The sequence below is a fragment of the Acetobacterium sp. UBA5834 genome (genome assembly GCF_002435675.1).
In the GTDB taxonomy this organism is placed as follows: Bacteria; Bacillota; Clostridia; order Eubacteriales; family Eubacteriaceae; genus Acetobacterium; species Acetobacterium wieringae.
Map to the genome: position 1 here is coordinate 1 of NZ_DJGY01000065.1, position 24,537 is coordinate 24,537.

A 24,537-nucleotide genomic window follows, 5' to 3' on the forward strand; every position below is an offset into this window, starting at 1 on the left:
CTGTGGCGTTTTGCAAACGCCTAGATATATATAAATAATGGAGGGTGTTATGACGAAAGAGCATAATGAGTATATTGTGCCAGAAGAAACCGATCAACGACTGGATCATTTTTGCAGCACGTTGTCCGGTGATTATTCAAGAGAGTATATTAAACGACTGATTGCGGCAGGGGATGTTTTGGTGAATGGGCAAAAAAGGAAAGCCAGCTATCACGTTAAAACTGGTGAGATCATCACCTTAACGATTCCTGAGCCGGTTGCCTGTCATATGCAAGCAGAAGATATTGCGCTTGACATAATCTATGAAGATGATGACGTGCTGATAGTAAATAAGCCCCAGGGGATGGTTGTCCACCCAGCCCCGGGCAATAGCAGCGGTACGCTTGTAAATGGATTGCTATTTCATACTAACAATTTATCAAAGATTAATGGGGTGATGCGTCCGGGAATCGTTCACCGGATTGACAAGGATACGTCTGGGCTACTGATGATTGCGAAAAATAACGCTGCACATCGAAGTTTATCTGAACAACTCAAGGAGCATACTATTCTCAGGCGATATTATGGTCTGGTTAAAGGAAATGTCAAACCCAATCGGGGAACGGTGGATATGCCTATTGGCAGACATGAGCAACTTCGTATAAAAATGGCGGTAGTAGAAAGGAATTCAAAGAACGCAATTACTCATTTTGAAGTGATAAAACGCTTTAACCAGTACACCCTTCTCCGTTTTGAACTGGAAACCGGGCGAACCCACCAAATTCGGGTGCATATGGAAAAGATTGGTCATCCATTGGCAGGAGATCCATTGTATGGGAAAGGAGACAAGAATAATCCGTTTAAAACAGAGGGGCAATGTCTCCACGCTCATACATTAGGTTTTATCCACCCGAGAACGAATGAACACCTGGTTTTCAGAGCATCAGTTCCGCCAGCATTCAAAGAAATTCTAAAAAAACTAAAATAGGTTCAATTGGTATCAGTGATGACTTCGATTGATTCAACGCCATCCTGAGTGGGGGTTACATACATGGTGTTTTGATTGGTAAAGACAACCATACCCGGTTTTGCTTTACTGGGCTTTTTTAGGTATTTAAACTCAAGATAATCGACAGGAACATTGCTTGAACCTCTTGATTTACTAAACCAGGCAGCCAAATTGCCAGCTTCAAGTAAAGTTTTCTCGGTGATAAAGCGGCCACCAGCAACAATCAATACATGAGAACCAGGGGCATCTTTGACATGAAGCCAGCAATCTTCATTTTTCCCCATTTTAGTGGATATAAAGTCATTCTGATAATTATTCTTACCAACAAAAATATGGAAACCTTCAGATGAAATATAATGCAAGGGTTTGGAAGGTAGCTGTTTCTTCTTATCTTCTTTGGAGATAGCTTTTTTATTGAATTCGGAATGGAGAAATTCATGACGGATTTCATCCAATTCAGCCAATTCAGTAGACTGTTCCAAACTATTGACGAGGCTTTCCAAATAATAGATTTTTTCTTCCGTTTCCAATATATAGCTGGCCAAATGTTTAAGTGCCGTTTTGCTTTTGTTGTATTTTTTATAGTAGTGCTGGGCATTTTGAGCGGGGGTTCGATTGACTTTCAAAGGAATATCGATGGTTTGGCAGTCAGGATCGTAGTAGTTGACGAGTGTGGCAATTTCCTGGCCTTTTTCAATGGCATAAATATTGGCGGTGATCAAATCGCCATACAGTTTAAATTTTTCGTTTTTATGAGATGCATCGACATCCTGTTGAAGGTTGTCAAGCTTTTTAATGTTTTTTCTAACCAGAATATCCAGTTGCTGGCGTAGATTGGCCGCCCGGGTTTTAAAGCGGAGGGCTTTGTCTCTCATAAAATAATACGCTTCAAGCATCTCTGAAATGGACGGATATGCTTCGAAACGGTGATCAGATCGTAGATAGTGAAGGTCAATGGTTGAAAAATCCACCATTTTACGTCCGAGATAAATAATGACTGGTTCAGATTTTTGCCTGATTTCGTTGATGACTTGAGTGAACGCTTCGCACAGAAATTGTTTTTGTTTTTTTGAAAGACCAGACACACTAGTTTGAGGATCAATACCGCTCCTGAAGGCAATTTCCCGACTGATGTTGGGGCTGATGCCAAGTAAAGCCTGAACAAAGACTTTTTCCACTGAAGAATCCTTATAATCGCTCAGCAATTCATTCAAATGATTTGCGTCAAGATTGAGAAAGCTGAGACGGCTATTTTCTGGAGGGTAAACATAATCACGACCAGGAAGAATTTGGCGGTAGCGACTGGAAGTTGACCCGACTTTTTTTAGCGAATCCAGAATTTTCATCGATTCATCAACCAGAATAATATTACTGTTTCGTCCCATTATTTCAACGAGTAGTTTACGAACAACTATTTCATTAAAATCGTTTTTTGCTGTGACGGAAAGTTCCATGATCCGGTCAGTTTCATGTTGGGCAATATCAATAATGGTTCCATTTAGAAGGTATTTTCTCAATACCATGCAAAAACTAGGAGCCGCACTCGGATTTTCTTTGATCTTTTCAGTCATGTATACACGTGGATTGCTTGCATTTGCAGAGAGTAAGAGATGTTTTTTTTGATTTCCCAGGTTGACTAAAAGACGAATTTCATCAATTTCTGGTTGGTAGATTTTTCGTATGCGACCTCCAATTAAGAGGGGTTTAAATTCATTGATTAAATGATACAGGGTAACACCATCATAAGCCATAAAATGCTCCTTTCAAATCGTCGGTTCAATATAGAATGATTTTATCATGTTCTTCAAGGATGATAAAGGGTTAAAAAAAACAATGAATAAGGAATGATTAAGATAAGTAACGCCAATTTCAATAAAGTGTTCAATAAGTAGGGAATCGTTGACTTTTTCATTGAAATTCGATATAGTGTATAAATTAGGTAAGGATGAGCTGAGTTTCAGAATGCGTTAGTATCTAATAATCTTGCAGGTTCAAATGAAAACCAAATTACAAAAGCTGTTGCCTGGTATTTCGCTTAACTGGTCATGTGGAATTTGCCGGGTGGATTTAATGGAAATGGAGAAACATCATGAAAAGTATGACGGGCTTTGGGCGGAAAGATTATCGCGATGAGGAAGTCGATTGTTCAATTGAGATTAAGACAATTAACCATCGATTCAGAGATTTTTTTATAAAAATTCCAAAAACCCTCAATCCAATCGAAGAAAAAATCAGAAATACTGTTTCACAAAGCATTGCAAGAGGACGAGTTGAAATATTTATAAAATATTCGGAATTGGGCACAAAAAATCGTCGGATCGTTTTCAATCGAGATTTAGCCCAAAACTATATTTCGGTACTTAACGAAATTCGCCGACTTGATTCAATGATTGGGGATGATCTGAGCTTATCTTTGATTTCAAAGTTTCCGGATGTCATTATGGTTGAAGAAGACATTGATGATTATGAAAGCATCTGGTCAAAAATAAAACCGGTTTTAGAAAAAACATTGGAAGAAGTTGAAGATAGCCGAAAACGTGAAGGAAATGCATTGAAACTCGATGTAGTAAATCGTTGCTGTATTGTTCGAAATTATGTCGAAAATATTCGAGAAAAAAGTCCGGATATGCTGGAACGATATAAAAATGAACTTCGAGAAAAGATTTCCTCCTATGTTGAATCGGTGGAAATAGATGAAAAACGTTTATTGACTGAGGTCGCTCTGATGACGGATAAATTGAATATTGATGAGGAGTTAACCCGACTGCAAAGCCATTTAGACCGATTAGAAGGGATGGTTGAAGAAACCGAACCAGTAGGAAGAAAACTGGATTTTCTGATACAGGAAGTAAATCGGGAAATCAATACCATTGGTTCAAAAGCCAGCGACTTAGCTATTGCTAATATTGTGGTTGATGTTAAAAGTGAGATTGAAAAAATAAGAGAACAAATACAAAATATTGAGTAGGGGTGTTAAATAAATCTATGAGTGATTGTCCAGTAATAAACACAGAATTAAAAGAAGAACAATTAACCGAGCCGTTTTTCGAGCGAGAAAAAGGGATTCTCATTGTAATATCAGGACCATCCTGTGCTGGCAAGGGAAGTGTTTGTAAGATTATTTGTCGAAAAAACCCGGATCTTCGGCTGTCAATTTCTGAAACAACGCGTCAGCCCAGAAATAGTGAGAAGCATGGACGGGAATATTTTTATATCTCCAAAGAAAGCTTTGAAGAAAGAATAAAAAAGGGACAATACCTGGAATATGCAACAGTTTATGAGAACTACTATGGAACACCAAAAGATTACGTAGAAAACTTATTGGAATCCGGCTTTGATGTGATTCTGGAAATTGATATTCAGGGTGCTGCAAAGGTGCGAACCAACTATAAAGAAGGGATTTATATTTTTATTGTACCGCCATCCATGCAGGAACTTAGACGTCGCATCGAAGAGCGGGGAACTGAAAGCAAAGAACAAATGGAAATGCGTTTAAATTGTGCATACGAAGAAATGAAAAATGCGGATGACTATAGTTATATTGTCATAAATGATGACTTAAACGACGCCGCTCAGCGGGTACAAAGTATTATTACGGCTGAAAAATGCCGAACGGAACGATTGAAAAATAAAATTGAAGATATACTTGGGAGGTAACAATGCGATATCCAGCATTAAATGATTTGATTAGCAAGGCAGAAAATAAATATTCTTTGGTTTTGGCAACAGCAAAACGAGCAAGGGAAATAGTGGATGGAGATGAACCACTGGTAAAAATTAAAATCGATAATCCGGTCACCATTGCAACAAACGAGATTGCCGAAGAAATGATCCACTGCGTCCATAAGACAGCTGAACCAGAGTCGTTACAACATTTTGAGATGGTTAACGAATCACATTCAACCTTATTAAAAAGTGGCGAAACAGAAGAGCTGCCAACAATAATCGAATAGGATTCAAACTGTGAAAATAGCCGAAGTTTTTTTAAACCAGACAAACAAACGAATCGATCATGCTTATGATTATCGTGTTCCAGTGCATCTGGAATCGGTAACTCAGGAGGGGATTCGGGTTGTTGTGCAGTTTGGTATCGGAAATCGGCGGGTTGAAGCTTTTATCACAAAAATCAAAGAAACGACAGATTACTCAGGAAAAATCAAAGAGATTATAGAAAATATCGATATGGAACCAGTATTGAATAGAGAACAAATAGAATTGTGTCTTTGGATGAAGACCGTCTATTGTTCTTTATTTTATGAGGCCCTCTCGTATTTTACGATGGCAGTACAAATCAAGCAAGAAATTGATTATTACCGGAATTATGAAAAACTTGACTTGGATTTAAAGCAAAACTGGTTTATTGAGCATTATTTTGACAATCCGAATGAAGTCCTCCCATTAAAGAAAGTTAAGCCTGAAGATCGCATTATTTTAGCAGAACTGATTAAAAAGAAGGCTGTGTACTCTAAAAAAAGCTGGAAAAAAATAAGCGACCCAGAGAGCAGAAAAAAGTCGATCCAATCGAGCTATCATCTTACTGCTATGGGGCGGGAGGCTTTAAAGCAGGATAAAAAATTTGGAAAAAAGCAGTGCGAGTTAATGGAGTATCTACTCCGTAGCGATATGAAGGGTGAAGATTTAAAAATAATTACAGCCCAGTATAAAAAAAGTCTCGAGCCTTTAATAAAAAAAGGATATGTTTGTGTTAATAAGACAGCATCACAAGAGCAGCCTCTCAATCTGAGTGCTGCAGGCTATGAACATCAATCAGTTATCTTAACACACAACGAACAGCGCAGTTACAACCAATACCAGGCATTAACGAAACAAACTTCCGGGGTTTTTTTTCACGTTTTTGACGCAGTGAGTAAATATCGCTTGTTTTTCAAGGCAATCGAAGATCAATTAAAAGCGAATCGCTCATCGGTTGTCATCTTTCCGGAAATCAATATGACATTTCAGAGAATGGAAATGTTCTACAAATACTTTGGAAACAAGGTTGGCGTTTTTCACGGACAGCTCAGCCCGAAGCAACGAACTGAATTATATTTGCGGATTCGATCCGGGGAAATAAAGGTGATAATTGGGGTTCGTTCAGCGGTGTTTCTACCGTATGTTAATCTCGGCTTGATCATTATTGACGATGAGCATGATTCGTCTCATAACAGCATTTCGATGCCTCAATTTCATATCACTGATATCGCTAAAAAAGCGAGTGAAATAATGGGGGCTTTTTATATTATTGCAGACAATATCCCGAGGGTCGCCACGTGGTATCGAATTGAAAAAAAAGAGCTGGCAGTCATTCAAATTGGTGAAGAGCCACGATTCCGCCATGCCATTGAAATCATCGATATGCAAAAAGAAATGCACCAGGGCAATATGGGAATATTGAGCAGAACGCTGCTTCGATATCTCCAATCGGGCATTGAACAAAAGAGAATGAGTGTACTGTTTATCAATAACTTAGGCTATGCAAACAGCATTCTATGCAGAAAATGTGGTCATGTTGAAAAATGCCCTCATTGCGGTGTTTCGTTAAAATATTTAAATCACGATCATTCACTTCTATGTCATTACTGTGGATATAAGAAGGCTGTTCCAGTGCTATGTTCGGAATGTGGTAGCGACAAAGTCAGACACATGGGCTACGGTATTGATCAATTGGAAGAGTATCTTAAAAAGGTTTTTTCAGGTGTCCGGATCGCTACCGTACAAGGAAATATGAAACGATCTGACATTAAAAAAATTAATAAGAGCATTGCCAGTGGTGAATTTGATATTTTAATCGGAACCCAGGTTATTAATAAACATTTTAATTTATCCAATATAAGCGTTGCGGCAGCCGTTCTTATTGATCGAGATCTTAATCAGGGGAACTATCAGGCTTCGGAAAATGTCTATCAGATGTATAGCCGATTTTTTGCTAAAGCCATGGATAACAAAACAAAAGGAGTGATTCAAACCAACGAACCAGAAAATGATACAATCTACTCGATCAAGAATGAGAGTTTTCTGGAGTTTTATCGCAGCGAAATTCACTACCGTCAATTAATGCATTACCCGCCGACTGTTAAGATGATCAGTTTGAGTGTGTTTCATAAGAAAGAAAGTGAAGCCGAAAACGACTCAGTTCGGCTCTATGTTTCTATTAAGGAAGAACTAAAAGCATTTGGAATGGGACAGGCTGTTTATAAACCGGTGCGAATTGGTGTAACTAGAGGTGGCAATATCACCTACCAAATTGTCATAAAAACGGCTAAACAAAGTGTTTTTCAGAATTTAATGTCAAAAATTATCAGACTTGGTATAATAGAAGCACTTAAATCAAAAGTATCTATTCAGATTAACTAACAATTATTGTATTAAACATGAATCAGGAGGAAGAAATGGCAATTCGACAAATCAGGATCGATGATGATCCAATTCTCAGAAAAAAATCTCGAGTGATCGAGGAGATTGACGAAAAAATAAAAGTATTAAATGCTGACATGGTGGAAACCATGAATAAAGCTGAGGGGGTTGGTTTGGCAGCACCTCAGGTCGGGATCTTAAAACGTTTGTTTATTGTCGACGTTGGAGATGGACCAATGACCTTTATTAATCCTACCATCATCTCTACAGATGGAGAAGCAGAGGATGAAGAGGCCTGCCTCAGCCTTCCTGAACAATCGGGTTTGGTAAAACGGCCAGAATCACTCGTCGTTGAAGCAACCGATTTGGACGGCAAAGTTTTTCAGCTGTTTTGTTCGGATTTGCTGGCACGGGCTGTTTGCCATGAGCTCGATCACCTTGATGGGATCTTATTTACTGATCGTGTCGAAAAATGAAAAATATCAAAGTGATATTCATGGGTACCACAGATTTTGGTGTCCCAGCCCTGGAAAGCCTTGTTGCTGCGGGGTATGAGGTTCAAGCTGCTGTCTGCCAACCGGATCGACCAAATAAAAGGGGAAAGAAGGTTGAGATATTACCATTGAAAGCCAAGGCATTAGAGCTTGGTATTACAGTTCTACAGCCTGAAAAAATCAGGGATACCCAATTTGTAGAAGTATTGAAAAACTTTCAGTCGGACATCTTCGTTGTTGCTGCGTATGGACAGATTCTGTCCAGAGAAATTTTAGAAATACCGAACTATGGGGCATTAAATATTCATGGCTCGCTTTTACCGGATTATCGGGGTGCGGCACCAATTCAACGAGCGATCATTGATGGAAAGAAAAAAACTGGCGTCACCATTATGTTGATGAGTGAAGGGATGGACACCGGCGATATGTTGTCAAAAGCAGAATATCCGATTACGGAATCCACCACCTTTTTGGATCTTTATCGGAGTTTATCACTTTTGGGAGGGCACTTGCTAATTGAAACCATGGAAAAGTTTCTGGCGGGGGCATTAAAACCAGTTCCTCAAGATAATTCAGTGGCCACCTATGCCGAGAAGATACTTAAAGATACCGGGTACATCAATTGGCACAAAAGCAGCCGAGAAATACTGTATTTAATAAATGGTACTGATCCTGTGCCTGGAGCGTATATCGTATATAATGATGAAAAAATCAAATGTTTTTCTCCGGAGATCGTAATCTGGGAAGGTCATGAAAAGCCTGGAACGATTGTTATCGCCGATGATCGGGAGGGTCTTGTCATTAAAACCCAGGACGGTGCCTTAAGAATTGGATCAATTCAGGCGCCAGGAAAAAAGCGGTTGGAAGCCACTGTTTTTTTACGTGGGAGAAAGATGGCAATTGGAACTATTTTAAACTAGCCTAAGCAGATCTTTAGAAAATTGTGCTAGCATTACAAAAAGATCAGGAGGAATACAATGTTTATTTTAGACTATTATTGGACGATGCTGATACTTGTGCCGGGTATTATTTTTGCAGCTTATGCTCAGTATCAGGTAAGTAGCGCTTACAAGGCTTATAGCAAGGTGCCGACAAAAAATGGGATGACAGGGGCGGATGCTGCTCGACGTTTATTAAATGCTAATGGCTTAAATAGCGTTTCAATTGAAAATATAGCCGGGAATTTAACTGATCACTACGATCCGCGGAATAAAACTATGCGTTTATCATCTGGCGTTGGGCAACAGGCTAGCGTGGCCGCAGTTGGCATTGCCGCTCATGAAACTGGTCATGCCATTCAGGATAAAGAAGGGTACTGGCCGCTTAAGTTTCGAGGTTTCATTGTGCCAGTTACCGGTTTTGCAACGAATATTGCCTGGCCTATTTTTTTTATTGGCCTATTCTTTGGGCAAACTTCTGGTTGGGGGACGATGTTTATGAATCTGGGTATTCTACTCTTTTCATTTAGCCTCTTGTTTACCGTGATCACCCTACCAGTAGAATTTAATGCCAGCAAACGTGCGATTGCTGCACTGGCTGAAAACAATCTGCTACAACCAGGCGAAGAGGTTGGTGTAAAAAAGGTTCTAAGAGCAGCGGCCCTCACCTATGTTGCGGCTGCGCTGATGTCTTTACTAACGTTAATTAGACTAATTATATTAAGAGGTTCAAGAGATTGAAAAACATTCGAAAATTGGCACTGGAAACCCTACTAAAAATTGACTACGATGGGGCTTATTCTAACTTGGAAATTAAGAGAACCCTGCAACGCTTCCCGATAAAAGATGATGATCGTCGACTATATCTTACTATTGTGTATGGCTGTCTTCAAAATCAGATCTACCTGGATTACTTGATTACGCAGCAAAGCAGTCGACCAGTAAAAAAGTTACACAAAGAGGTCAGTGAGATACTAAGAATCGCCATCTATCAACTTTATTTTTTGGATAAAATTCCCAATTATGCAATTGTCAATGAAGCGGTCAATTTAGCTGCTGAAATCCAACCTCAGGCCAAGGGTTTTATTAATGGTGTGTTGCGAAACATCATGCGAAAAATCGATGAAAACGGAAGAGAATTCAAGTTTGAAAATTGGGACAATGAAAAAGAAGCGTTATCGATTCGCTATTCCGTACCGCTGTGGATTGTACATAAGTATTATGAAGCATATGGAGCGGAAAAGGCCGAAGCAATTATGCCGATGCTGAATGAAAAACCTCCCTTTACCGTACGTTGTAATACACTGAAAACATCAAAAGAACAACTGATTCAAGATTTGCAACAGGCTGGCGTTGAGGCATTATCTGCAAGTTTTTCAACAAATGCCATTAATGTGACAAACTTGGGAATTTTTGAGAGTAATATCGAAAATTCCCGCTTATACAGAGATGGTCATTTTTCGATTCAGGATCAGGCGGCGATGCTGACAGTGGAGCGATTGAATCCACAGCCAGGTGATCGGGTTTTGGATATGTGTGCAGCGCCCGGCGGTAAAACTATGTATTTAAGCGAGATGATGAATAATTCTGGGGAAATCGTTGGTCGCGATGTTTATGGCAGTCGGTTGAAACTGGTTGAACAAAGTGCAAGTCGGTTAGGTTGTACCAATATCAGACTAGAAGAACAGGACGGTTGTGAGTATTCGCCAATCGATGAAGCTTCATTTGATAAAATCTTATTGGATGCTCCCTGCACCGGACTTGGAGTCATCAGACGTAAACCAGAGATAAAATATCGTAGTACCAAGGAAGGACGTAAAGCACTTGTTAAAATTCAGAGTACCTTACTGGAAAATGCTGTTCGATATTTAAAACCCGGTGGGGAGCTACTCTATTCAACCTGTACCATTAATAAAGATGAAAATGAAAACCAAATCGGAAAGTTATTAATTAAATTTCCTCAGTTACAGATCATTCCCGATGAACATGGAAGTAACTATACTTATACAAGTCCGTTAATGGAAGGTAGTGACTGTTTTTTTATGTGTCGATTAAAAAAAATGGATGTTTACGAATAGATGGGGTCAAATGAGTGATATTTTGAAATAATGTCAAATTTGAACAAAAAAGAGCTAAAAAAGGAGAATTGAAAAAATTTGAATTTGATCGGTTCTTTTGATATAATAGATCAATCTATGTTAAACATCTCATTGAGTGTAAGGTCTCTCTAATTGTATAGGAGTAAAACATGAAGGAAAATATTTTTGGCAGAGACATCCATGAGTGTGAAGCGCTCATGGTAAGTTTAGGTGAGGCCAAATATCGTGGGAAACAGTTATATCAATGGTTATATGAAAAAAAATGCGAAAAATTCAGTGAGATGACTAACTTTTCCAGTAGTTTGAGAAAAAAAATATCGGATCAGTATGATTTGTTACATAGTAAAATCGAAACCACGCAAGCTGATCCGCATGATGGTACAAAGAAATATTTGATTGAGTTGGAAGACCATCAATACATTGAAGCTGTGTTAATGCACTATGGACATGGTGCTTCGTTATGTGTGTCAACACAAGTTGGATGTAATATGGGTTGCAAATTCTGTGCTTCCACAAAGGGTGGAAAAATCAGAGATTTATGCGCTGGTGAAATACTGGATCAGATCTATTTAGTGGAAAAAAAAGAAAAACTGCGAATTTCAAATGTCGTAATTATGGGAATTGGCGAGCCACTTGAAAATTATCATGAAGTAATCAAATTTATTCGAATTGCAAATTCGGGGTTTGGAATCGGGCAACGAAAAATCAGTCTTTCTACCTGTGGGATTATTCCGGGAATTGAAGCTTTAGCAGAAGAAGATCTTCAGATAAATCTGGCTATTTCACTTCATTCAGTTTTTCCAGACCGTCGAAAGATGTTAATGCCCATTGCCAAACGCTATGATTTTGAACCTCTGATGGATGCCTGCAAAGCTTATTTTACTAAGACGGGAAGACGTATCACCTATGAATATGCTCTAATTGATGGTTATAATGACCGGGATGAAGATATTGGAGAACTCATTAAACTACTCAAAGGAAGTCAAAACCACCTGAATTTAATTGGTTTGAATGAGATTCAAGAAACGTCTTTAAAAGAGAGTCCCCGAATGAATTATTTTCTTGGGGAGCTGACACGACATGGGATTAATGTTACGATGCGACGAAAAATGGGAAGAGAAATTGATGCTGCATGTGGTCAACTTCGAAAAAAAAGATATGAGGATAAGGTGAGTGTATGAAATGTGCCTACGGATCCAATGTTGGATCACTAAGAAAGGTAAATCAAGATGCCTACTTGGCAGCAACCATAAAAAACGTTGATCGTATTTCTTATGTTTTTGCAGTTGCGGATGGCTTGGGAGGCCATCGCAGTGGAGAAATAGCCAGCAGAACAGCGGTGGATTTTATTAAAAATAATCTTTCCGGGATTAAAAATTACTTTGACCCGGAAGAAATGATGTCTTTTGTAAAATCCATTAATCTGGAACTAAAAAAAATAGGTGATGATGAACCCGCACGTTTGGGCATGGCAACCACCCTAACCATGTGTATCGTTGACGGGAATTATTTATGTATTTGCCATGTTGGCGACAGTCGAACTTATAGTATCACAGCCGACGAAATAATTCGATTAACAAAAGATCACTCGCTGGTTCAGATTCTGGTGGATGAAGGCAAGATAACTCAGGAAGAAGCCGAAATACATCCTCAAAAAAATGTTATTACCCGAGCACTAGGAACTGATAACTCTGTGAATGTGGATTTTTATCGATATGAAATAAACCCTCAAGCAACATATCTGATTTGTTCGGACGGGCTTTTTAATATGGTCTGTGATCAGGATATTAAGACCGTAGTTATGGAAAATAGTCTGGAAGATGCAGCAAAAAAACTCATCGATCTGGCAAACATAAACGGAGGCAAAGACAATATTACTGTCGTTTTATTCAAGCCTCTGGAAGGAGTGCCTAATGCTCAGTAGAACCTTAGGAAAACGTTATGAAATTGTCGAGCTGATCGGCCGTGGCGGTATGGCCTATGTATACAAAGCTCGGGATCTAAAACTAAATCGTTATGTGGCAGTTAAAGTGCTTCGTGAAGAGTATACTGAAAACGAACAGTTTATAAAAAAATTTGATCGGGAATCTCAGGCGGTAGCCTGTTTATCCCATCCCAATATAGTCGGTGTTTATGATGTTGGCGTCCAGGATAATATTTACTACATTATTATGGAATACGTTGATGGGATTACCCTGAAACAATATTTAATGCGAAAAGGGCGTTTGGACTATACCGAAGCAACCCGGTTTGTAATGGATATTTCCAATGCATTGCGCTGTGCTCACGAGAACAAAATCATTCATCGGGATATTAAACCTCATAATATTCTGTTAACTCGGGATCTGGTTCCCAAAGTTGCCGATTTTGGAATCGCTCGGGCGATTACCAGTTCGACGGTGACGATGACCAATCAAACCATGGGTTCGGTTCATTATATATCTCCGGAACAAGCCAAGGGCGGCTTTGTGGATGAACGCTCAGATCTTTATTCCCTGGGTATTTTATACTATGAATTATTAACGGGTAAGCTGCCCTTTGATGAAGAGAATACGGTGACAATTGCAATTAAGCACATCCAGGAAGAGATTGTCCCACCAAAATTATTGGAACCCAAAATACCAGAACGGGTCAATCAGATTGTCGTGAAACTGACTCAAAAGAAGCCCGACGAACGGTATCAGAATACTGACGAACTGATGGAAGATCTTGAGTCGGTATTGGAAAATATGAGTTTTGGAGCAGGTGACGGCAATCACCTCGGTAATGATACACACATTATCCGGGAGGGGCTTTTTCATGTTGAAAACACCGGTAGCCATGCAACGGTTCAGCCTGAAGAAGAAGATGATGATGACTATTATTATGAAACGCCAAAAGAAACGGCTGCCAGAAAGAAGAAACGTAAGATCATTCTGATTTCGGTTTTTGCAGCCGTAGCGATCATTGCTATGGGCGTTATGGCCTTTGCCTTCTTTTCAGGAAAGACGGTTGAGGTTCCAGACATAAAAGGCAAAACAACAGACGAGGCAAAAACGGCACTGGAAAAATTGGATCTGGTTTTGGAAGTTGAAAAAGAAGTTTATAACGCCGATGTCGAAGCGGGGCTAATCATTACTCAAAACCCGGAAAGCGGCAAGGAATTACAAAGTGGGAAGACCGTTAAGGTTACTGTCAGTAAAGGCGTAAAGACCGGAACGATCCCATCAGTTATTGGACTAAGTGAAACCGAAGCAGTAAAAGCGATCGAAGCGGCTAATTTTGTGGTCGGTGAAATAAAGCGTGAATACAACAGTAACTATAATGCTGAGATTGTCTTCCAAATGAATCCCAATGGCAACACAACGGCCAATGAAGGAACTAAAGTGACAATATATGTAAGCAAGGGTGAGGATCTGGTTACAGTACCCAGCGTTGTCGGTCAGACCGAAGCGGATGCCAAAAGCACCATCACAAATGCGGGGTTGACTGTTGGAACGATTACCCATGAAACCAGTACCGATTATGCTAAAGGCATGGTTATGAAACAGTCTCCTACTGATGGAAATCAAGTTTCGAAAGGCTCAGAAATAGCGATCGTGGTGAGTAGCGGTAAGGTCTCTACTCAGAAATTGACGATTGATTTAAGTGAATATATCCAAACCACACCGGCAAAATCAGTCAAGGTTAAGGTTGTATTAACTGCAGCAGATAAAACTGAGACAGTGATTTACGAGGGAACAAATATGTCAGACGATGTTTTTTCAGTTAATGTTGAGGGCGTTGGTCGAGAAACCTATGAAGTGTTTATCGATGGATCCAGTGTTGGGACAGGCTACATTGACTTTTGATTCGATGTGACTGCTAAAGACGTGTTTTTATAGTATTTACGGGTTTATACAACAATTAAGCATTCAATTCGTACATTTCAATGAAAGGTTCGACAAAAACGATGTTTCAATTGGTTGTAGAAACCCGTATTTAATTTAAAAAAGTGTGATGAGTACACAAAGTAAGTGTGAAAAAGGAGGGGTGATATTGATAGTTAACGAACAGGAAATTGGCAAAATAATCAAGGGAATCGGTGGATTTTATTATGTGAAAGCTGATAAAAGCCATGACATATTGGAGTGCAAGGCGAGAGGTGTATTACGGCATCAGAAAATCATTCCTACCGTTGGCGATGAGGTGATGATTCAATCAGATAATCCCGGGGAATGGATGATTGAGTCGATTAAGCCCCGAAAAAACATTTTTGTAAGACCGCCAGTGGCTAATGTTGATATTGGCCTTATTGTTTTCTCGATGACTAATCCAAAACCGAACCTACTCTTGCTTGACATGCTTTTAATCAGTTCAGAGATACAAAATGTAAAGCCGGTTGTCTGCTTCACAAAACGAGATTTAACAACGACTGAAGAGGAACTGGCGATAAAGGCAATCTACGAGAAAACCCCCTATCAGTTGTTTTTTTTCAGTAAAAACGATACGGATACCTTGGATAGGATTATTGCAGAAATAGGTGGAAAAACAGCATTTATGGCTGGCCCTTCGGGTGTTGGAAAGTCGACGATGGCAAATTATTTATGTGCTGATCAAACGATGGAAACTGGGGCTTTAAGCCAAAAATTAAAACGAGGAAAACATACAACCCGACATGTCGAGCTTCTGGAAACTAAGAATGGGGGTTATTTATTGGATACTCCGGGGTTTTCATCCTATCAAATTTCTGAAATGATTAAACCAGAGGAACTGCGGGAGTATTTTCCAGAGTTTTCTCAAGGGAAGTGTCGCTTTAAAAGCTGTCTCCATAAGGATGAACCAGGCTGCGATATCAAAAATTCTGTTGAATCAGGAATCATCAGCGTAGCTCGATACGAGCACTATTTAAGTTTACTGGAAGAAATTAAGAAGGATCAATATCGATGAAAGTGATCATTTTTACGAACGGAGAATACAAGAGTAAAGATTTTTATGAGACATATATAAATAAAGTAAAGGCAGACTATCTGATTTGTGCAGATGGCGGTGCAAATTTTGCCAGAGAACTAAAACTAAAGCCAAATATTATTATCGGTGATATGGATTCAATTACCGCCGAAACCAGCGAATATTACAAAGCGGTACAACTTGAGATGTACCCACAAAAAAAGGACGAAACAGACACAGAACTGGCAATCATGCATGCGATCAAACGTGGCGCAGATAAAGTGATTGTGCTTGGTGGTTTGGGATCCCGGATGGATCATAGTATTGCAAATATCTATTTACTGAAACGTTTCACGGATGTTAACATCGAAGCTGAGATTGTAAATGAAAATAATCAAATCAGATTACTTGGAAAAACAACAGAATTGAGCTTTCCAATTGGCACGATTGTATCGATTTTGCCGATTGGTGAAAATGTTACGGGATTGACGATTACCGGATTTGAATATCCGATTTCAGCAGGGGAAATGAGTGTAGATAAGCCATATGGGATTAGTAATGTTGTTAATAAAAAGACTCAGCGCATTTCTTTTGAGAAAGGGCTGTTGATGGTCATTGTTGCAGCGGACTAATTTATGGTGCAAAGGGAAATAATTTGAGTGCGTCGGTGTGGTGAGTATCAGACAACAGCCAGACGAGCAAAAACCTGTCTGGCATATTGTTTTGACACAAGAAAAAAGAGTCTGTAAAGACTCTTGAACAATGGTTCCGAAGAAATAAGAGACTAGGCTCTTTCGACTTTACCGGATCTCAGACAACGTGTACAAACACTAATTCGTTGTGGTGTGCCTTCAATTACAACTTTTACTCTTTGTAAATTGGGTTTCCAAACTCGTTTATTGTGTTTATTTGAATGACTAACCTGGTTGCCACTTACAACGGTTTTTTTACATACAAAACATTCTTTAGCCATGACATAACCTCCCTTACGCTTACCTTTTATAAAACAAGGTGTATTATATCATAAAAATTAAAAATAATGCAATAGAAATTTTGACTTAAGTCGAATTATTATGTAAAATAGAGAGATAATAATAGAAGGAGCAATTCGATGAAAATAAATAATGAGTTAGGATATATTGATATTACCCGAAAAGCAATTGCGGATATCGCTGGAAACGCAGCCATGGAATGCTATGGTCTGGTGGGGATGGCTCATAAACGGGGAAAAGATGGTTTGATTGAGATTCTCTCAGGTGACCAGGCGAACAAAGGTGTTGGTGTAATCATCGAAGATGATCGATTAGTGATTGATCTTTATGTTATTGTGGAGTATGCCATTAAAATTTCAGTTGTTGCTGAAAACATCATATCTAATGTAAAATATCGGGTGGAAAAAGAAACCGGTTTAAAAGTCAAACGCATTTCTGTAAATGTTGTAAGCGTGCGTGTGTAAATGGAGGACAGAATGAAAACCCAGACAATAGACGGTGAAATGCTCATAAAAATGTTTCGTTATGGGGCGAAAAATCTTGAAATAAATAAACGAATTGTTGATGAACTCAATGTATTTCCAGTGCCGGATGGCGATACAGGAACCAATATGTCACTTACCTTTAATCATTCTGTTTCAGAGTTTGACAAGATTGAAAAAGTGAATGTCTACAGTGTAGCCAAATCGGCTTCATCGGGGGCTTTAATTGGGGCTCGGGGAAATTCGGGTGTTATCCTCTCGCAGTTGCTAAGAGGTTTTGCTGAAGGTTGTAAAACCCAGGAAGATCTGGATATTGTTTCATTGGCGGGGGCTTTAAAGTTGGCGGCTGATGTGGCCTATAAGGCGGTAATGAAACCCACGGAAGGGACAATTCTCACCGTAGCCCGGGAAATGGGTGAGTTCGCCATGGCGAAAAACGAAGCTTATGACAACTTGGAAAGCTTTATCGCAGATGTTATTCATCATGGTCGGGTTACTCTGGATAAAACTCCGGATATGCTTCCAGTGTTAAAAGAAGCTGGTGTCGTTGATGCTGGCGGCCAAGGGCTGATTTGTATTGTCGAAGGTGCTCTCAAGGCACTTCTAAACGAAGAATTGGGTGTGGAACTGGAGATCAAGCCAAGCAATCTGGATAAGTTTGTGGATGACTCCCACATGAAGCCGGAAGATATTACATTCGGTTATTGCACAGAGTTTATTATCCAGGGAGCTGCAGAAATAGATGAAAGCGATTTGAGAGCATATCTGAATACACTTGGTGACAGCGTGGTTGTTGTTAAGGATGATGCCATCATCAAGGTTCACTTACACACGGATAACCCAGGTCTTGCATTGGAACGGGCGGGCAGTCTTGGAAGCCTGATTCGGATTAAAATTGATAACATGCGCGAGCAGTTTGCCGCCAAGGGAAGCAAACCGGATGAAGCACAGATACCCTATGGTTTTATCGCTGTTTCTCCGGGTGATGGATTAACTAAAATATTCAAAGATCTTGGTGTGACCCGGGTAATTTCAGGAGGTCAGACGATGAATCCCAGTACTCAGGATTTTTTGAATGAAGTGGATAAATTAAATGCTGAAACCATTTTTATTTTCCCCAACAACAGCAATATTATTATGGCGGCTAAGCAGGCCAGTGAAATTTCAGATAAACAGGTTCACGTAATTGCCGCTAAAAATATTCCTCAATGCATCGCTGCCATGCTGGCATTTTCGCCAGAGACAAGTCCGCAAGAGAATGCTGCAACCATGTCGGAAGCCATTAATCATGTGGTGACCGGAGAAGTCACTTATGCTGTCAGAGACACCAAAATTAATGGTCTTAAAATAAAAAAATCAAATGTAATTGGGATAACCGGAGGGGAAATCAAATTTACAGGAAAGAGTATTAAAGAAGTCACTGAAGAACTGCTAAGCGATATGGTTGATGAGGAAAGTGAGCTGATATCAATTTACTATGGAAAGGATGTTTCGGAAGAAGATGCCCACATCCTGGCTGCTGAGCTGGCAGACAGTTTCGAGGAATGTGATGTGGAAATGCATTATGGTGGGCAACCACTATATTATTATATTGTCTCGGTGGAGTAATATCAATTCGCAATTATTTATAAAGTATCACGAGGAAAAGCCATGAAATGGGAAGATTCGCTGGATAAAGTTAAAGGGGTGGGACCCAAGCGGAGCGAAGCACTGGCAAAGGTTGGAATCAAGACGGTAGGTAATCTTTTGTCTTATTATCCCCAAAAATATATTGACCGTAGCGTTTTTGGGGACCCGGAACACTTTTTTGAGGATCAGGAAATTTCTCTCAAAGCGACGGTTTTAGATACGGGCCGGGTTCAGCGGATTCGGGGAAATCTTTCGATTTTTTCGGTACCATTGCTATGGGAGAATAAAAAACTGTCGGCGGTATTTTTCAACCAACCCTATTTGAAACATACCTTTCAGGAGAATCAGGACTATTATTTCTATGGCCGGATTAAAAAAGCCTATGGGGGTACAAAGATCACCAATCCTCAATTTGTGAAGGCCAGTAATCCCGGTGATTTTTTTGAACTGACACCTGTGTACCGGAATATTCAGGGAATTCCTGGGAGTTTTATCCCGAAAACATTAAAACAGATCTTTTGTGAAAGCCTGGAGATTCCTGAATCAATGCCGGAAGTGATCCGTTCTGGGGAAAATCTACTTGATATGAAGAGCGCATTAAAAGCAATTCATTTTCCTGACAAGGCAGAAGATGTCATTTTAGGAATTCAACGACTCAAATTCAATGAGGCCTTGAAAATAAACATGGGGATCATGTCCAGTGCCAGGGAAAAAAGATATTCAGAAATTGATATTAATCTGTTTACCGGTTTGGAACCATTTGTAAACAGCTTGCCATACGATTTGACTGCCAGCCAGCGTTTGGTAATCGACGATATGGTTGCCGATTTAAAGAATGGTCAGGTGATGAATCGGCTGGTTCAGGGGGATGTCGGCTCCGGAAAAACAGTAATTGCTGTGATCGCTGCCTGTCTGATGGCGCAAAATGGTTACCAGACGGCTTATATGGCGCCCACCGAAATATTGGCACAGCAGCATGGGCGCAGCTTTAAGGAACTGTTAAAAAATACCGGTGTAACCGTGGCAGTGGTTACTGGTAGTCTCAAAGCCAAAGAAAGACGTGAAATACTAAAACAGGTTGCTCTAGGTCAGGTGTCGGTGATCATCGGTACCCATGCTCTGATTCAGCAATCGGTGGCGTATTACAATCTGGGGCTGGTAATCACGGATGAACAGCATCGTTTTGGGGTTAAACAGCGGAGTCAGTTATCATCAAAGGGTAACCAACCCCACACCATGGTTATGAGTGCGACGCCGATCCCTCGGACATTGGCGTTGATCCTCTACGGCGATTTATCGGTATCTTACATTGATGAGCTTCCAAAAGGACGGAAACCGATCAAGACTTACTGTTATAATGAAGCATCCCTGCATAAGATCCTGGGTTTTGTTCAGGACGAAATGTCAAAGGGACGGCAGTCTTTTGTGATATGCCCTTTTATTGAGGCTTCGGAAGAACTGGAAGCAGTTCGGGATACAGAGTCTGTATATTTGGAATTACTGCAAAAAATTGATCCCAAATATCGGATGGCATGCCTCCACGGTCGTCTCAAAAGCGAAGAAAAAGAATCAATCATTCAGGCATTCAACCAGGGCAGGATTGATTGTCTGGTGGCAACCAGTATTATCGAGGTTGGCATCGATGTTCCTAATGTCAGCACAATGGTGATTCTCAGTGCTGAACGATTTGGATTATCTCAGCTTCATCAGCTGCGGGGCCGGGTGGGACGCGGAAATCATCAGTCGTATTGTTTTCTGGTTACCAATTCTAAAAGCGACGATACATTGGCCCGAATGAAGGTGATTGTCAATAATCGCAACGGCCGAAAGATTGCGGATGAAGATTTCAAGTTAAGAGGGCCGGGTGACTATTTTGGATTTAAACAGCATGGCTTGCCAAAACTCGGCTTGCTTAATCCCACTGAAGAATTGGCCCTGATAAAGCGAACCAAGGAAATTGCTGAGGTCATTTTTGAATCCCACAATCAGGAAATGATGACATTTAAAAACGACGTGCTGAAGTCATTTTACATTGATATAGCAGATATATCATTAACTTAGGAGGCAAAATGCGAATAATTGCCGGTGAAAAACGCGGTAAGAAATTAACAACCATCAGTGGGGACAGAATTAGACCAACAGCTGACAAAATCAAAGGGGCCGTTTTTAACAGTCTTCAGAATGAGGTGCGGGAGGCGGCGGTTTTTATTGACTTGTTTTCGGGCACGGGGGCGATGGGCCTGGAAGCACTGAGCCGGGGTGTGGAGTCGGCGTACTTTTTTGATCTCTCCAGTGAGAGCATACAAATAACATCAAAAAATATTCAGTTGCTGGGATATGAGAAGCGTGCCCGGGTCTTTAATCAGTCGGCACAAAGTGGGGTGGAAATGCTGGCGCGGAATAAGATTCTGTGCGACATTATCTTTGTGGATCCACCGTATTGTCAGGTTGATGAGATTTATCACTTGCTGGAAATGATCTCTGAAAAAGAAATTCTTTCTGAAAAAGGAAAATTAGTGATTGAAACAGAAAAATCTGTTATAATGCCATTAGTAAAAAATAAGTTGACGTGTTACAAGTCAAAAAAATACGGTATCACGACAATTAGTTATTATTCTAGGGAGAATTATGAGCACAAAAATTGCAGTTTACCCCGGGAGTTTTGATCCCATAACCAAAGGTCATCTCGACATGATTGAACGAGCTACAAAAATATTTGATAAAGTGATAGTTTGTGTGATGATTAACAGCAGCAAAAACTATCTTTTTAACTGTGAGGAGCGGGTGGCGCTAATTAAAGATTGTCTTGACGGCATCGAAAACGTTGAGGTTGATTTCTATGATGGGCTCTTGATTGATTATGTCAGAATGCGAAACACCAATATTATTGTCAAGGGGCTTCGGGCTTTTTTGGATTTTGAATATGAATTTCAAATGGCATTGACCAATAAGCATCTTGATAATGAGATTGAAACTTTTTTTATGATAACGAGCAATAAGCATTCATATTTAAGCTCGACTTTAGTAAAAGAACTTGTTAAATATCAGGGAGACGTGTCCGATTTTCTCCCCCAAAACGTTGAAAAAGCGATACAAAAGAAGTATGAGGAAGGATGTATGAAATGAGGGTACTTGACTTATTAGCAGAATTAGAAGAAGTCGTGGAAAAAGGAAACACGCTTCCCTTTTCATCTAAAGCGTTAGTAAATCCTGAAGAAGTAATAGAGATTATTGATGAAATAAGAGATTCATTGCCAGAAGAATTGGCAGAGGCAAAAAAAATCGTAGCAGAGCGTAAAAAGATTATTTTTGCAGCCCAAAGTGAAGCGGATCATATTAAAGCGGAGGCTGAAAAAAGATTAAGAGAATTGATTGATACGAATGAGATAACGAAAACAGCGACAGCCAATGCCAATGAAATTATGAGAAATGCGAATATGAGTGCAAAGGCTTTAAAAACTGGAACACAAAACTATGCTGACAAACTGCTTTATAGTTTTCAGATACAGTTAAAAGAAATGAACGATCAAATTGAACAGAATCGACGAGAATTAAAAAACATGAAATAATTGGCAAGGCAAGGGTTGTGTGATGAACACGGCCTTTTTTGTGCCTGGCTACTAAATAAATGAGGTAAAGAAAATGATAGAAATAGGAAAAGTACAAACATTGACCATCGAACGGATAACACCCATTGGAGCATATCTTTCAGATGGATTTGATACAACGGATGTCGTCTTGCTGCCAGAAAAAGAAGTGCCAAAGAACAGCCGGGCTGGGGATCAGATCGATGTATTTATCTACCGGGATTCAAAGGATCGGCTGATATCGACAACCCGGGAACCCAAGATTCAAATAGGTGAATTCGCAGCACTTAAGGTCGCAGATATTACCAAAGTTGGCGCTTTTCTGGATTGGGGTCTGGAAAAAGATCTGTTATTGCCATACAATGAGCAAACGGTCAAGGTTCAAAAAGGCCGGGATTATCTGGTTAATCTGTATACCGATAAAAGTGATCGCTTATGTGCAACGATGAAAATTTATCCGCTACTGAAAGTTGATGCACCTTACAAGGTAGGCGATTGGATTGAAGGCTATGTTTATCAGATCAATCCAGAAATAGGCGCCTTTGTGGCCATCGATAATTTATATCATGGGCTGATATTAATAAAGGATGCAAACTCAGACATTCATTGCGGGGAAAAAGTTCACGCCCGCGTTTCTGAAATTCGAAATGACGGAAAGCTGGTTTTGAGCCCCAATAAAAAAGCCTATAAAGAAATTCCAAAAGATGCTGTTGCCATTCTCACAAAATTAAATGAAAGTCAAGGTTTCTTACCGTATAATGATAAAACCGATGCGTATCTAATAAAAAAAGAATTTAATATGAGTAAGAGTTCTTTTAAACGCGCAGTGGGTAAATTATTAAAAGAGAAAAAAATCAAAATAACGGAAAGAGGCATTGAGAAAAATGGAAAATAAAAAATCCCGGGTTGTTATTATGGGCTGCGAATCCTATGATAACGAACTGGTTTATGAAAAACTGAAAGCTGCCATTGAACTTCTCGGCGGAATCGGACAATTTGTAAACGAACAGGAGCGGATTTTACTCAAACCCAATTTACTAAGAGGAAAAACCCCGGATGCTGCTATAACCACCCATCCGGCGGTATTTGAAGCAATGATCCGACTACTCAAAGAAGCAAATTGTAACCGCATTTCCTTTGGTGATTCACCTGGTTTCGGCGCTCCCGGGGGGGCAGCGAAAGAGAGTGGTCTCGCCGCTATCGCAGCAAATTATGAAATACCATTAAAAGAATTTAGTCATGGACAGCAAATGGATTTTTTGCTGGGTATCGGAACTAAGAAATTTGAAATCGCCCAGGGTGTTTTGGAAAGTGATGCAATCATTAGCCTTCCGAAAATGAAGACGCATGGGTTAACCCGGATTACTGGGGCTATCAAAAATCAATTCGGCTGCGTATATGGTTTAAACAAAGGCATGTCACATGCACACTATCCGAATGTCCAAAGTTTTTCAAAAATGCTGGTGGATTTAAACCGGTATCTGATTCCCAAATTACGACTTTTTGTTATGGATGGAATTGTTGCAATGGAGGGAAATGGACCGGCCTCGGGTAATCCAGTGCCAATGAAGGTATTGCTGGTATCAGACGACCCAGTGGCCCTGGATGCGACTTTTGCCAGAATGATTAATCTCGATCCGACCTATATACCGACCATTACTTATGGAGAAGAAATGGAACTGGGATATTGGAGTGAAGAAAATATTGAAATTCTGGGAGAACCATTTGAACAGTTTTACAATCCTGAATTCGATGTAGTTCGGATTCCTGTCAGTGAAGGAGAGCCTTCGACCCTTTCGGTATTAAAGCCGATTCAGGATTTCATCATACAAAAGCCAGTCGTTGATAAAGAAAAATGCATCGGTTGTGGGATTTGTGAAGCGAGTTGTCCGGTTGAGAAAAAAGCCATCCGGATTGTGGAGCGAAAGCGCAGAAAATATCCTTTATATTTTTATAATCGCTGCATTCGTTGCTATTGCTGTCAGGAAATGTGTCCGGTAGGCGCTATTTCTGTTAAAACCCCGTTATTGGGAAAGATGACCATTTATAAAAATAATTAATGTATC

Annotated in this window: 24 protein-coding genes; 22 read left to right on the forward strand and 2 right to left on the reverse strand. The window is 39.9% G+C overall.

Translation table 11 applies throughout. The features are described 5' to 3' along the window. Positions 1–49 precede the first annotated feature (49 nt). Positions 50–967 (forward strand): RluA family pseudouridine synthase, encoded by a 918-nt coding sequence (locus tag B3F51_RS13270; protein ID WP_286947557.1) that lies wholly within the window; start codon positions 50–52, stop codon positions 965–967. 2 nt (positions 968–969) lie between these two features. On the opposite strand, the gene B3F51_RS13275 is transcribed toward B3F51_RS13270, so the two are convergent. Then, the gene (locus B3F51_RS13275; RefSeq protein WP_286947559.1) at positions 970–2,739 is read right to left on the reverse strand and encodes an Rqc2 family fibronectin-binding protein; all 1,770 of its coding nucleotides are present in this window, start codon (positions 2,737–2,739) and stop codon (positions 970–972) included. A gap of 338 nt (positions 2,740–3,077) precedes the next feature. Between B3F51_RS13275 and B3F51_RS13280 the strand changes: the two genes are divergently transcribed. The 13 genes from B3F51_RS13280 to B3F51_RS13340 all read left to right on the forward strand — a co-directional run bounded on the left by B3F51_RS13280 (position 3,078) and on the right by B3F51_RS13340 (position 16,413). Beyond that, positions 3,078–3,956, forward strand: a complete 879-nt coding sequence (locus tag B3F51_RS13280) for a YicC/YloC family endoribonuclease (RefSeq protein WP_084633611.1) — start codon at positions 3,078–3,080, stop codon at positions 3,954–3,956. 17 nt (positions 3,957–3,973) lie between these two features. After that, positions 3,974–4,645 carry a guanylate kinase gene (gene gmk, locus B3F51_RS13285; RefSeq protein WP_175440931.1) on the forward strand — a complete coding sequence of 224 codons (672 nt, stop codon included), beginning with the start codon at positions 3,974–3,976 and terminating at the stop codon, positions 4,643–4,645. Positions 4,646–4,647: 2 nt separating this feature from the next. Further along, on the forward strand, positions 4,648–4,941 hold the full coding sequence (gene rpoZ / locus B3F51_RS13290) for a DNA-directed RNA polymerase subunit omega (protein ID WP_084633612.1): 294 nt from the start codon (positions 4,648–4,650) through the stop codon (positions 4,939–4,941). A gap of 10 nt (positions 4,942–4,951) precedes the next feature. Continuing rightward, positions 4,952–7,342 carry a replication restart helicase PriA gene (gene priA / locus B3F51_RS13295; protein ID WP_070371207.1) on the forward strand — a complete coding sequence of 797 codons (2,391 nt, stop codon included), beginning with the start codon at positions 4,952–4,954 and terminating at the stop codon, positions 7,340–7,342. A 35-nt stretch (positions 7,343–7,377) separates the two neighbouring features. Beyond that, a complete protein-coding gene (gene def, locus B3F51_RS13300; RefSeq protein ID WP_070371208.1) occupies positions 7,378–7,818 on the forward strand; it encodes a peptide deformylase in 441 nt (146 codons plus the stop codon). Next, positions 7,815–8,756 carry a methionyl-tRNA formyltransferase gene (fmt, locus tag B3F51_RS13305; RefSeq protein ID WP_084633613.1) on the forward strand — a complete coding sequence of 314 codons (942 nt, stop codon included), beginning with the start codon at positions 7,815–7,817 and terminating at the stop codon, positions 8,754–8,756. The genes def and fmt overlap by 4 nt, the downstream gene beginning before the upstream one ends. A 57-nt stretch (positions 8,757–8,813) precedes the next feature. Next, positions 8,814–9,515, forward strand: coding sequence for a zinc metallopeptidase (locus B3F51_RS13310; RefSeq protein WP_286947563.1), 702 nt, complete (start codon positions 8,814–8,816; stop codon positions 9,513–9,515). Beyond that, positions 9,512–10,852, forward strand: a complete 1,341-nt coding sequence (gene rsmB / locus B3F51_RS13315) for a 16S rRNA (cytosine(967)-C(5))-methyltransferase RsmB (RefSeq protein WP_286947565.1) — start codon at positions 9,512–9,514, stop codon at positions 10,850–10,852. The genes B3F51_RS13310 and rsmB overlap by 4 nt, the downstream gene beginning before the upstream one ends. A 170-nt stretch (positions 10,853–11,022) precedes the next feature. Continuing rightward, a complete protein-coding gene (gene rlmN, locus B3F51_RS13320; protein ID WP_070371211.1) occupies positions 11,023–12,054 on the forward strand; it encodes a 23S rRNA (adenine(2503)-C(2))-methyltransferase RlmN in 1,032 nt (343 codons plus the stop codon). Next, the gene (locus B3F51_RS13325) at positions 12,051–12,797 is read left to right on the forward strand and encodes a Stp1/IreP family PP2C-type Ser/Thr phosphatase (protein ID WP_070371212.1); all 747 of its coding nucleotides are present in this window, start codon (positions 12,051–12,053) and stop codon (positions 12,795–12,797) included. Before rlmN ends, B3F51_RS13325 begins: the two co-directional genes overlap by 4 nt. After that, on the forward strand, positions 12,787–14,703 hold the full coding sequence (gene pknB, locus B3F51_RS13330; RefSeq protein WP_250932802.1) for a Stk1 family PASTA domain-containing Ser/Thr kinase: 1,917 nt from the start codon (positions 12,787–12,789) through the stop codon (positions 14,701–14,703). Before B3F51_RS13325 ends, pknB begins: the two co-directional genes overlap by 11 nt. Before the next feature lie 187 nt (positions 14,704–14,890). Continuing rightward, the gene (gene rsgA / locus B3F51_RS13335) at positions 14,891–15,781 is read left to right on the forward strand and encodes a ribosome small subunit-dependent GTPase A (protein WP_250932800.1); all 891 of its coding nucleotides are present in this window, start codon (positions 14,891–14,893) and stop codon (positions 15,779–15,781) included. Next, positions 15,778–16,413: a thiamine diphosphokinase gene (locus B3F51_RS13340; protein WP_070371214.1), complete on the forward strand. Its 636-nt coding sequence runs from the start codon at positions 15,778–15,780 to the stop codon at positions 16,411–16,413. The genes rsgA and B3F51_RS13340 overlap by 4 nt, the downstream gene beginning before the upstream one ends. 152 nt (positions 16,414–16,565) lie before the next feature. Here the strand turns inward: B3F51_RS13340 and rpmB are convergent, their stop codons facing one another. After that, positions 16,566–16,754 (reverse strand): 50S ribosomal protein L28, encoded by a 189-nt coding sequence (gene rpmB / locus B3F51_RS13345; protein WP_084505041.1) that lies wholly within the window; start codon positions 16,752–16,754, stop codon positions 16,566–16,568. A gap of 138 nt (positions 16,755–16,892) precedes the next feature. Here rpmB and B3F51_RS13350 point away from each other — a divergent pair, with 138 nt between their 5' ends. From B3F51_RS13350 to B3F51_RS13385, 8 genes are all read left to right on the forward strand, one after another. Next, positions 16,893–17,237, forward strand: a complete 345-nt coding sequence (locus B3F51_RS13350; RefSeq protein ID WP_070371215.1) for an Asp23/Gls24 family envelope stress response protein — start codon at positions 16,893–16,895, stop codon at positions 17,235–17,237. Between the two features lie 12 nt (positions 17,238–17,249). After that, positions 17,250–18,863, forward strand: a complete 1,614-nt coding sequence (locus tag B3F51_RS13355; protein WP_286947569.1) for a DAK2 domain-containing protein — start codon at positions 17,250–17,252, stop codon at positions 18,861–18,863. Positions 18,864–18,905: 42 nt separating this feature from the next. Continuing rightward, on the forward strand, positions 18,906–20,945 hold the full coding sequence (recG, locus tag B3F51_RS13360) for an ATP-dependent DNA helicase RecG (RefSeq protein ID WP_286947570.1): 2,040 nt from the start codon (positions 18,906–18,908) through the stop codon (positions 20,943–20,945). A gap of 8 nt (positions 20,946–20,953) precedes the next feature. After that, entirely contained in the window at positions 20,954–21,550 is a 597-nt protein-coding gene (rsmD, locus tag B3F51_RS13365) for a 16S rRNA (guanine(966)-N(2))-methyltransferase RsmD (RefSeq protein ID WP_148636448.1), read from the forward strand. After that, positions 21,513–22,010, forward strand: a complete 498-nt coding sequence (gene coaD / locus B3F51_RS13370) for a pantetheine-phosphate adenylyltransferase (protein ID WP_070371219.1) — start codon at positions 21,513–21,515, stop codon at positions 22,008–22,010. The genes rsmD and coaD overlap by 38 nt, the downstream gene beginning before the upstream one ends. After that, positions 22,007–22,453: a hypothetical protein gene (locus B3F51_RS13375; RefSeq protein WP_070371220.1), complete on the forward strand. Its 447-nt coding sequence runs from the start codon at positions 22,007–22,009 to the stop codon at positions 22,451–22,453. Before coaD ends, B3F51_RS13375 begins: the two co-directional genes overlap by 4 nt. A gap of 73 nt (positions 22,454–22,526) precedes the next feature. Continuing rightward, positions 22,527–23,366 (forward strand): CvfB family protein, encoded by an 840-nt coding sequence (locus B3F51_RS13380; protein WP_070371221.1) that lies wholly within the window; start codon positions 22,527–22,529, stop codon positions 23,364–23,366. Continuing rightward, entirely contained in the window at positions 23,356–24,531 is a 1,176-nt protein-coding gene (locus B3F51_RS13385) for a DUF362 domain-containing protein (protein ID WP_148636449.1), read from the forward strand. Before B3F51_RS13380 ends, B3F51_RS13385 begins: the two co-directional genes overlap by 11 nt. Positions 24,532–24,537 lie beyond the last annotated feature (6 nt).

Bases quoted from the DNA above. Each gene is read 5' to 3' on its own strand.
- B3F51_RS13350 (WP_070371215.1), top strand. From the start codon at position 16,893: ATGAAAATAAATAATGAGTTAGGATATATTGATATTACCCGAAAAGCA.
- rsmD (WP_148636448.1), top strand. From the start codon at position 20,954: ATGCGAATAATTGCCGGTGAAAAACGCGGTAAGAAATTAACAACCATC.
- rpoZ (WP_084633612.1), top strand. From the start codon at position 4,648: ATGCGATATCCAGCATTAAATGATTTGATTAGCAAGGCAGAAAATAAA.
- B3F51_RS13325 (WP_070371212.1), top strand. From the start codon at position 12,051: ATGAAATGTGCCTACGGATCCAATGTTGGATCACTAAGAAAGGTAAAT.
- B3F51_RS13380 (WP_070371221.1), top strand. From the start codon at position 22,527: ATGATAGAAATAGGAAAAGTACAAACATTGACCATCGAACGGATAACA.
- B3F51_RS13310 (WP_286947563.1), top strand. From the start codon at position 8,814: ATGTTTATTTTAGACTATTATTGGACGATGCTGATACTTGTGCCGGGT.
- B3F51_RS13280 (WP_084633611.1), top strand. From the start codon at position 3,078: ATGAAAAGTATGACGGGCTTTGGGCGGAAAGATTATCGCGATGAGGAA.
- B3F51_RS13385 (WP_148636449.1), top strand. From the start codon at position 23,356: ATGGAAAATAAAAAATCCCGGGTTGTTATTATGGGCTGCGAATCCTAT.
- B3F51_RS13270 (WP_286947557.1), top strand. From the start codon at position 50: ATGACGAAAGAGCATAATGAGTATATTGTGCCAGAAGAAACCGATCAA.
- B3F51_RS13340 (WP_070371214.1), top strand. From the start codon at position 15,778: ATGAAAGTGATCATTTTTACGAACGGAGAATACAAGAGTAAAGATTTT.
- B3F51_RS13375 (WP_070371220.1), top strand. From the start codon at position 22,007: ATGAGGGTACTTGACTTATTAGCAGAATTAGAAGAAGTCGTGGAAAAA.
- pknB (WP_250932802.1), top strand. From the start codon at position 12,787: ATGCTCAGTAGAACCTTAGGAAAACGTTATGAAATTGTCGAGCTGATC.
- fmt (WP_084633613.1), top strand. From the start codon at position 7,815: ATGAAAAATATCAAAGTGATATTCATGGGTACCACAGATTTTGGTGTC.
- rlmN (WP_070371211.1), top strand. From the start codon at position 11,023: ATGAAGGAAAATATTTTTGGCAGAGACATCCATGAGTGTGAAGCGCTC.
- recG (WP_286947570.1), top strand. From the start codon at position 18,906: ATGAAATGGGAAGATTCGCTGGATAAAGTTAAAGGGGTGGGACCCAAG.
- B3F51_RS13355 (WP_286947569.1), top strand. From the start codon at position 17,250: ATGAAAACCCAGACAATAGACGGTGAAATGCTCATAAAAATGTTTCGT.
- rpmB (WP_084505041.1), bottom strand. From the start codon at position 16,754: ATGGCTAAAGAATGTTTTGTATGTAAAAAAACCGTTGTAAGTGGCAAC.
- coaD (WP_070371219.1), top strand. From the start codon at position 21,513: ATGAGCACAAAAATTGCAGTTTACCCCGGGAGTTTTGATCCCATAACC.
- B3F51_RS13275 (WP_286947559.1), bottom strand. From the start codon at position 2,739: ATGGCTTATGATGGTGTTACCCTGTATCATTTAATCAATGAATTTAAA.
- gmk (WP_175440931.1), top strand. From the start codon at position 3,974: ATGAGTGATTGTCCAGTAATAAACACAGAATTAAAAGAAGAACAATTA.
- def (WP_070371208.1), top strand. From the start codon at position 7,378: ATGGCAATTCGACAAATCAGGATCGATGATGATCCAATTCTCAGAAAA.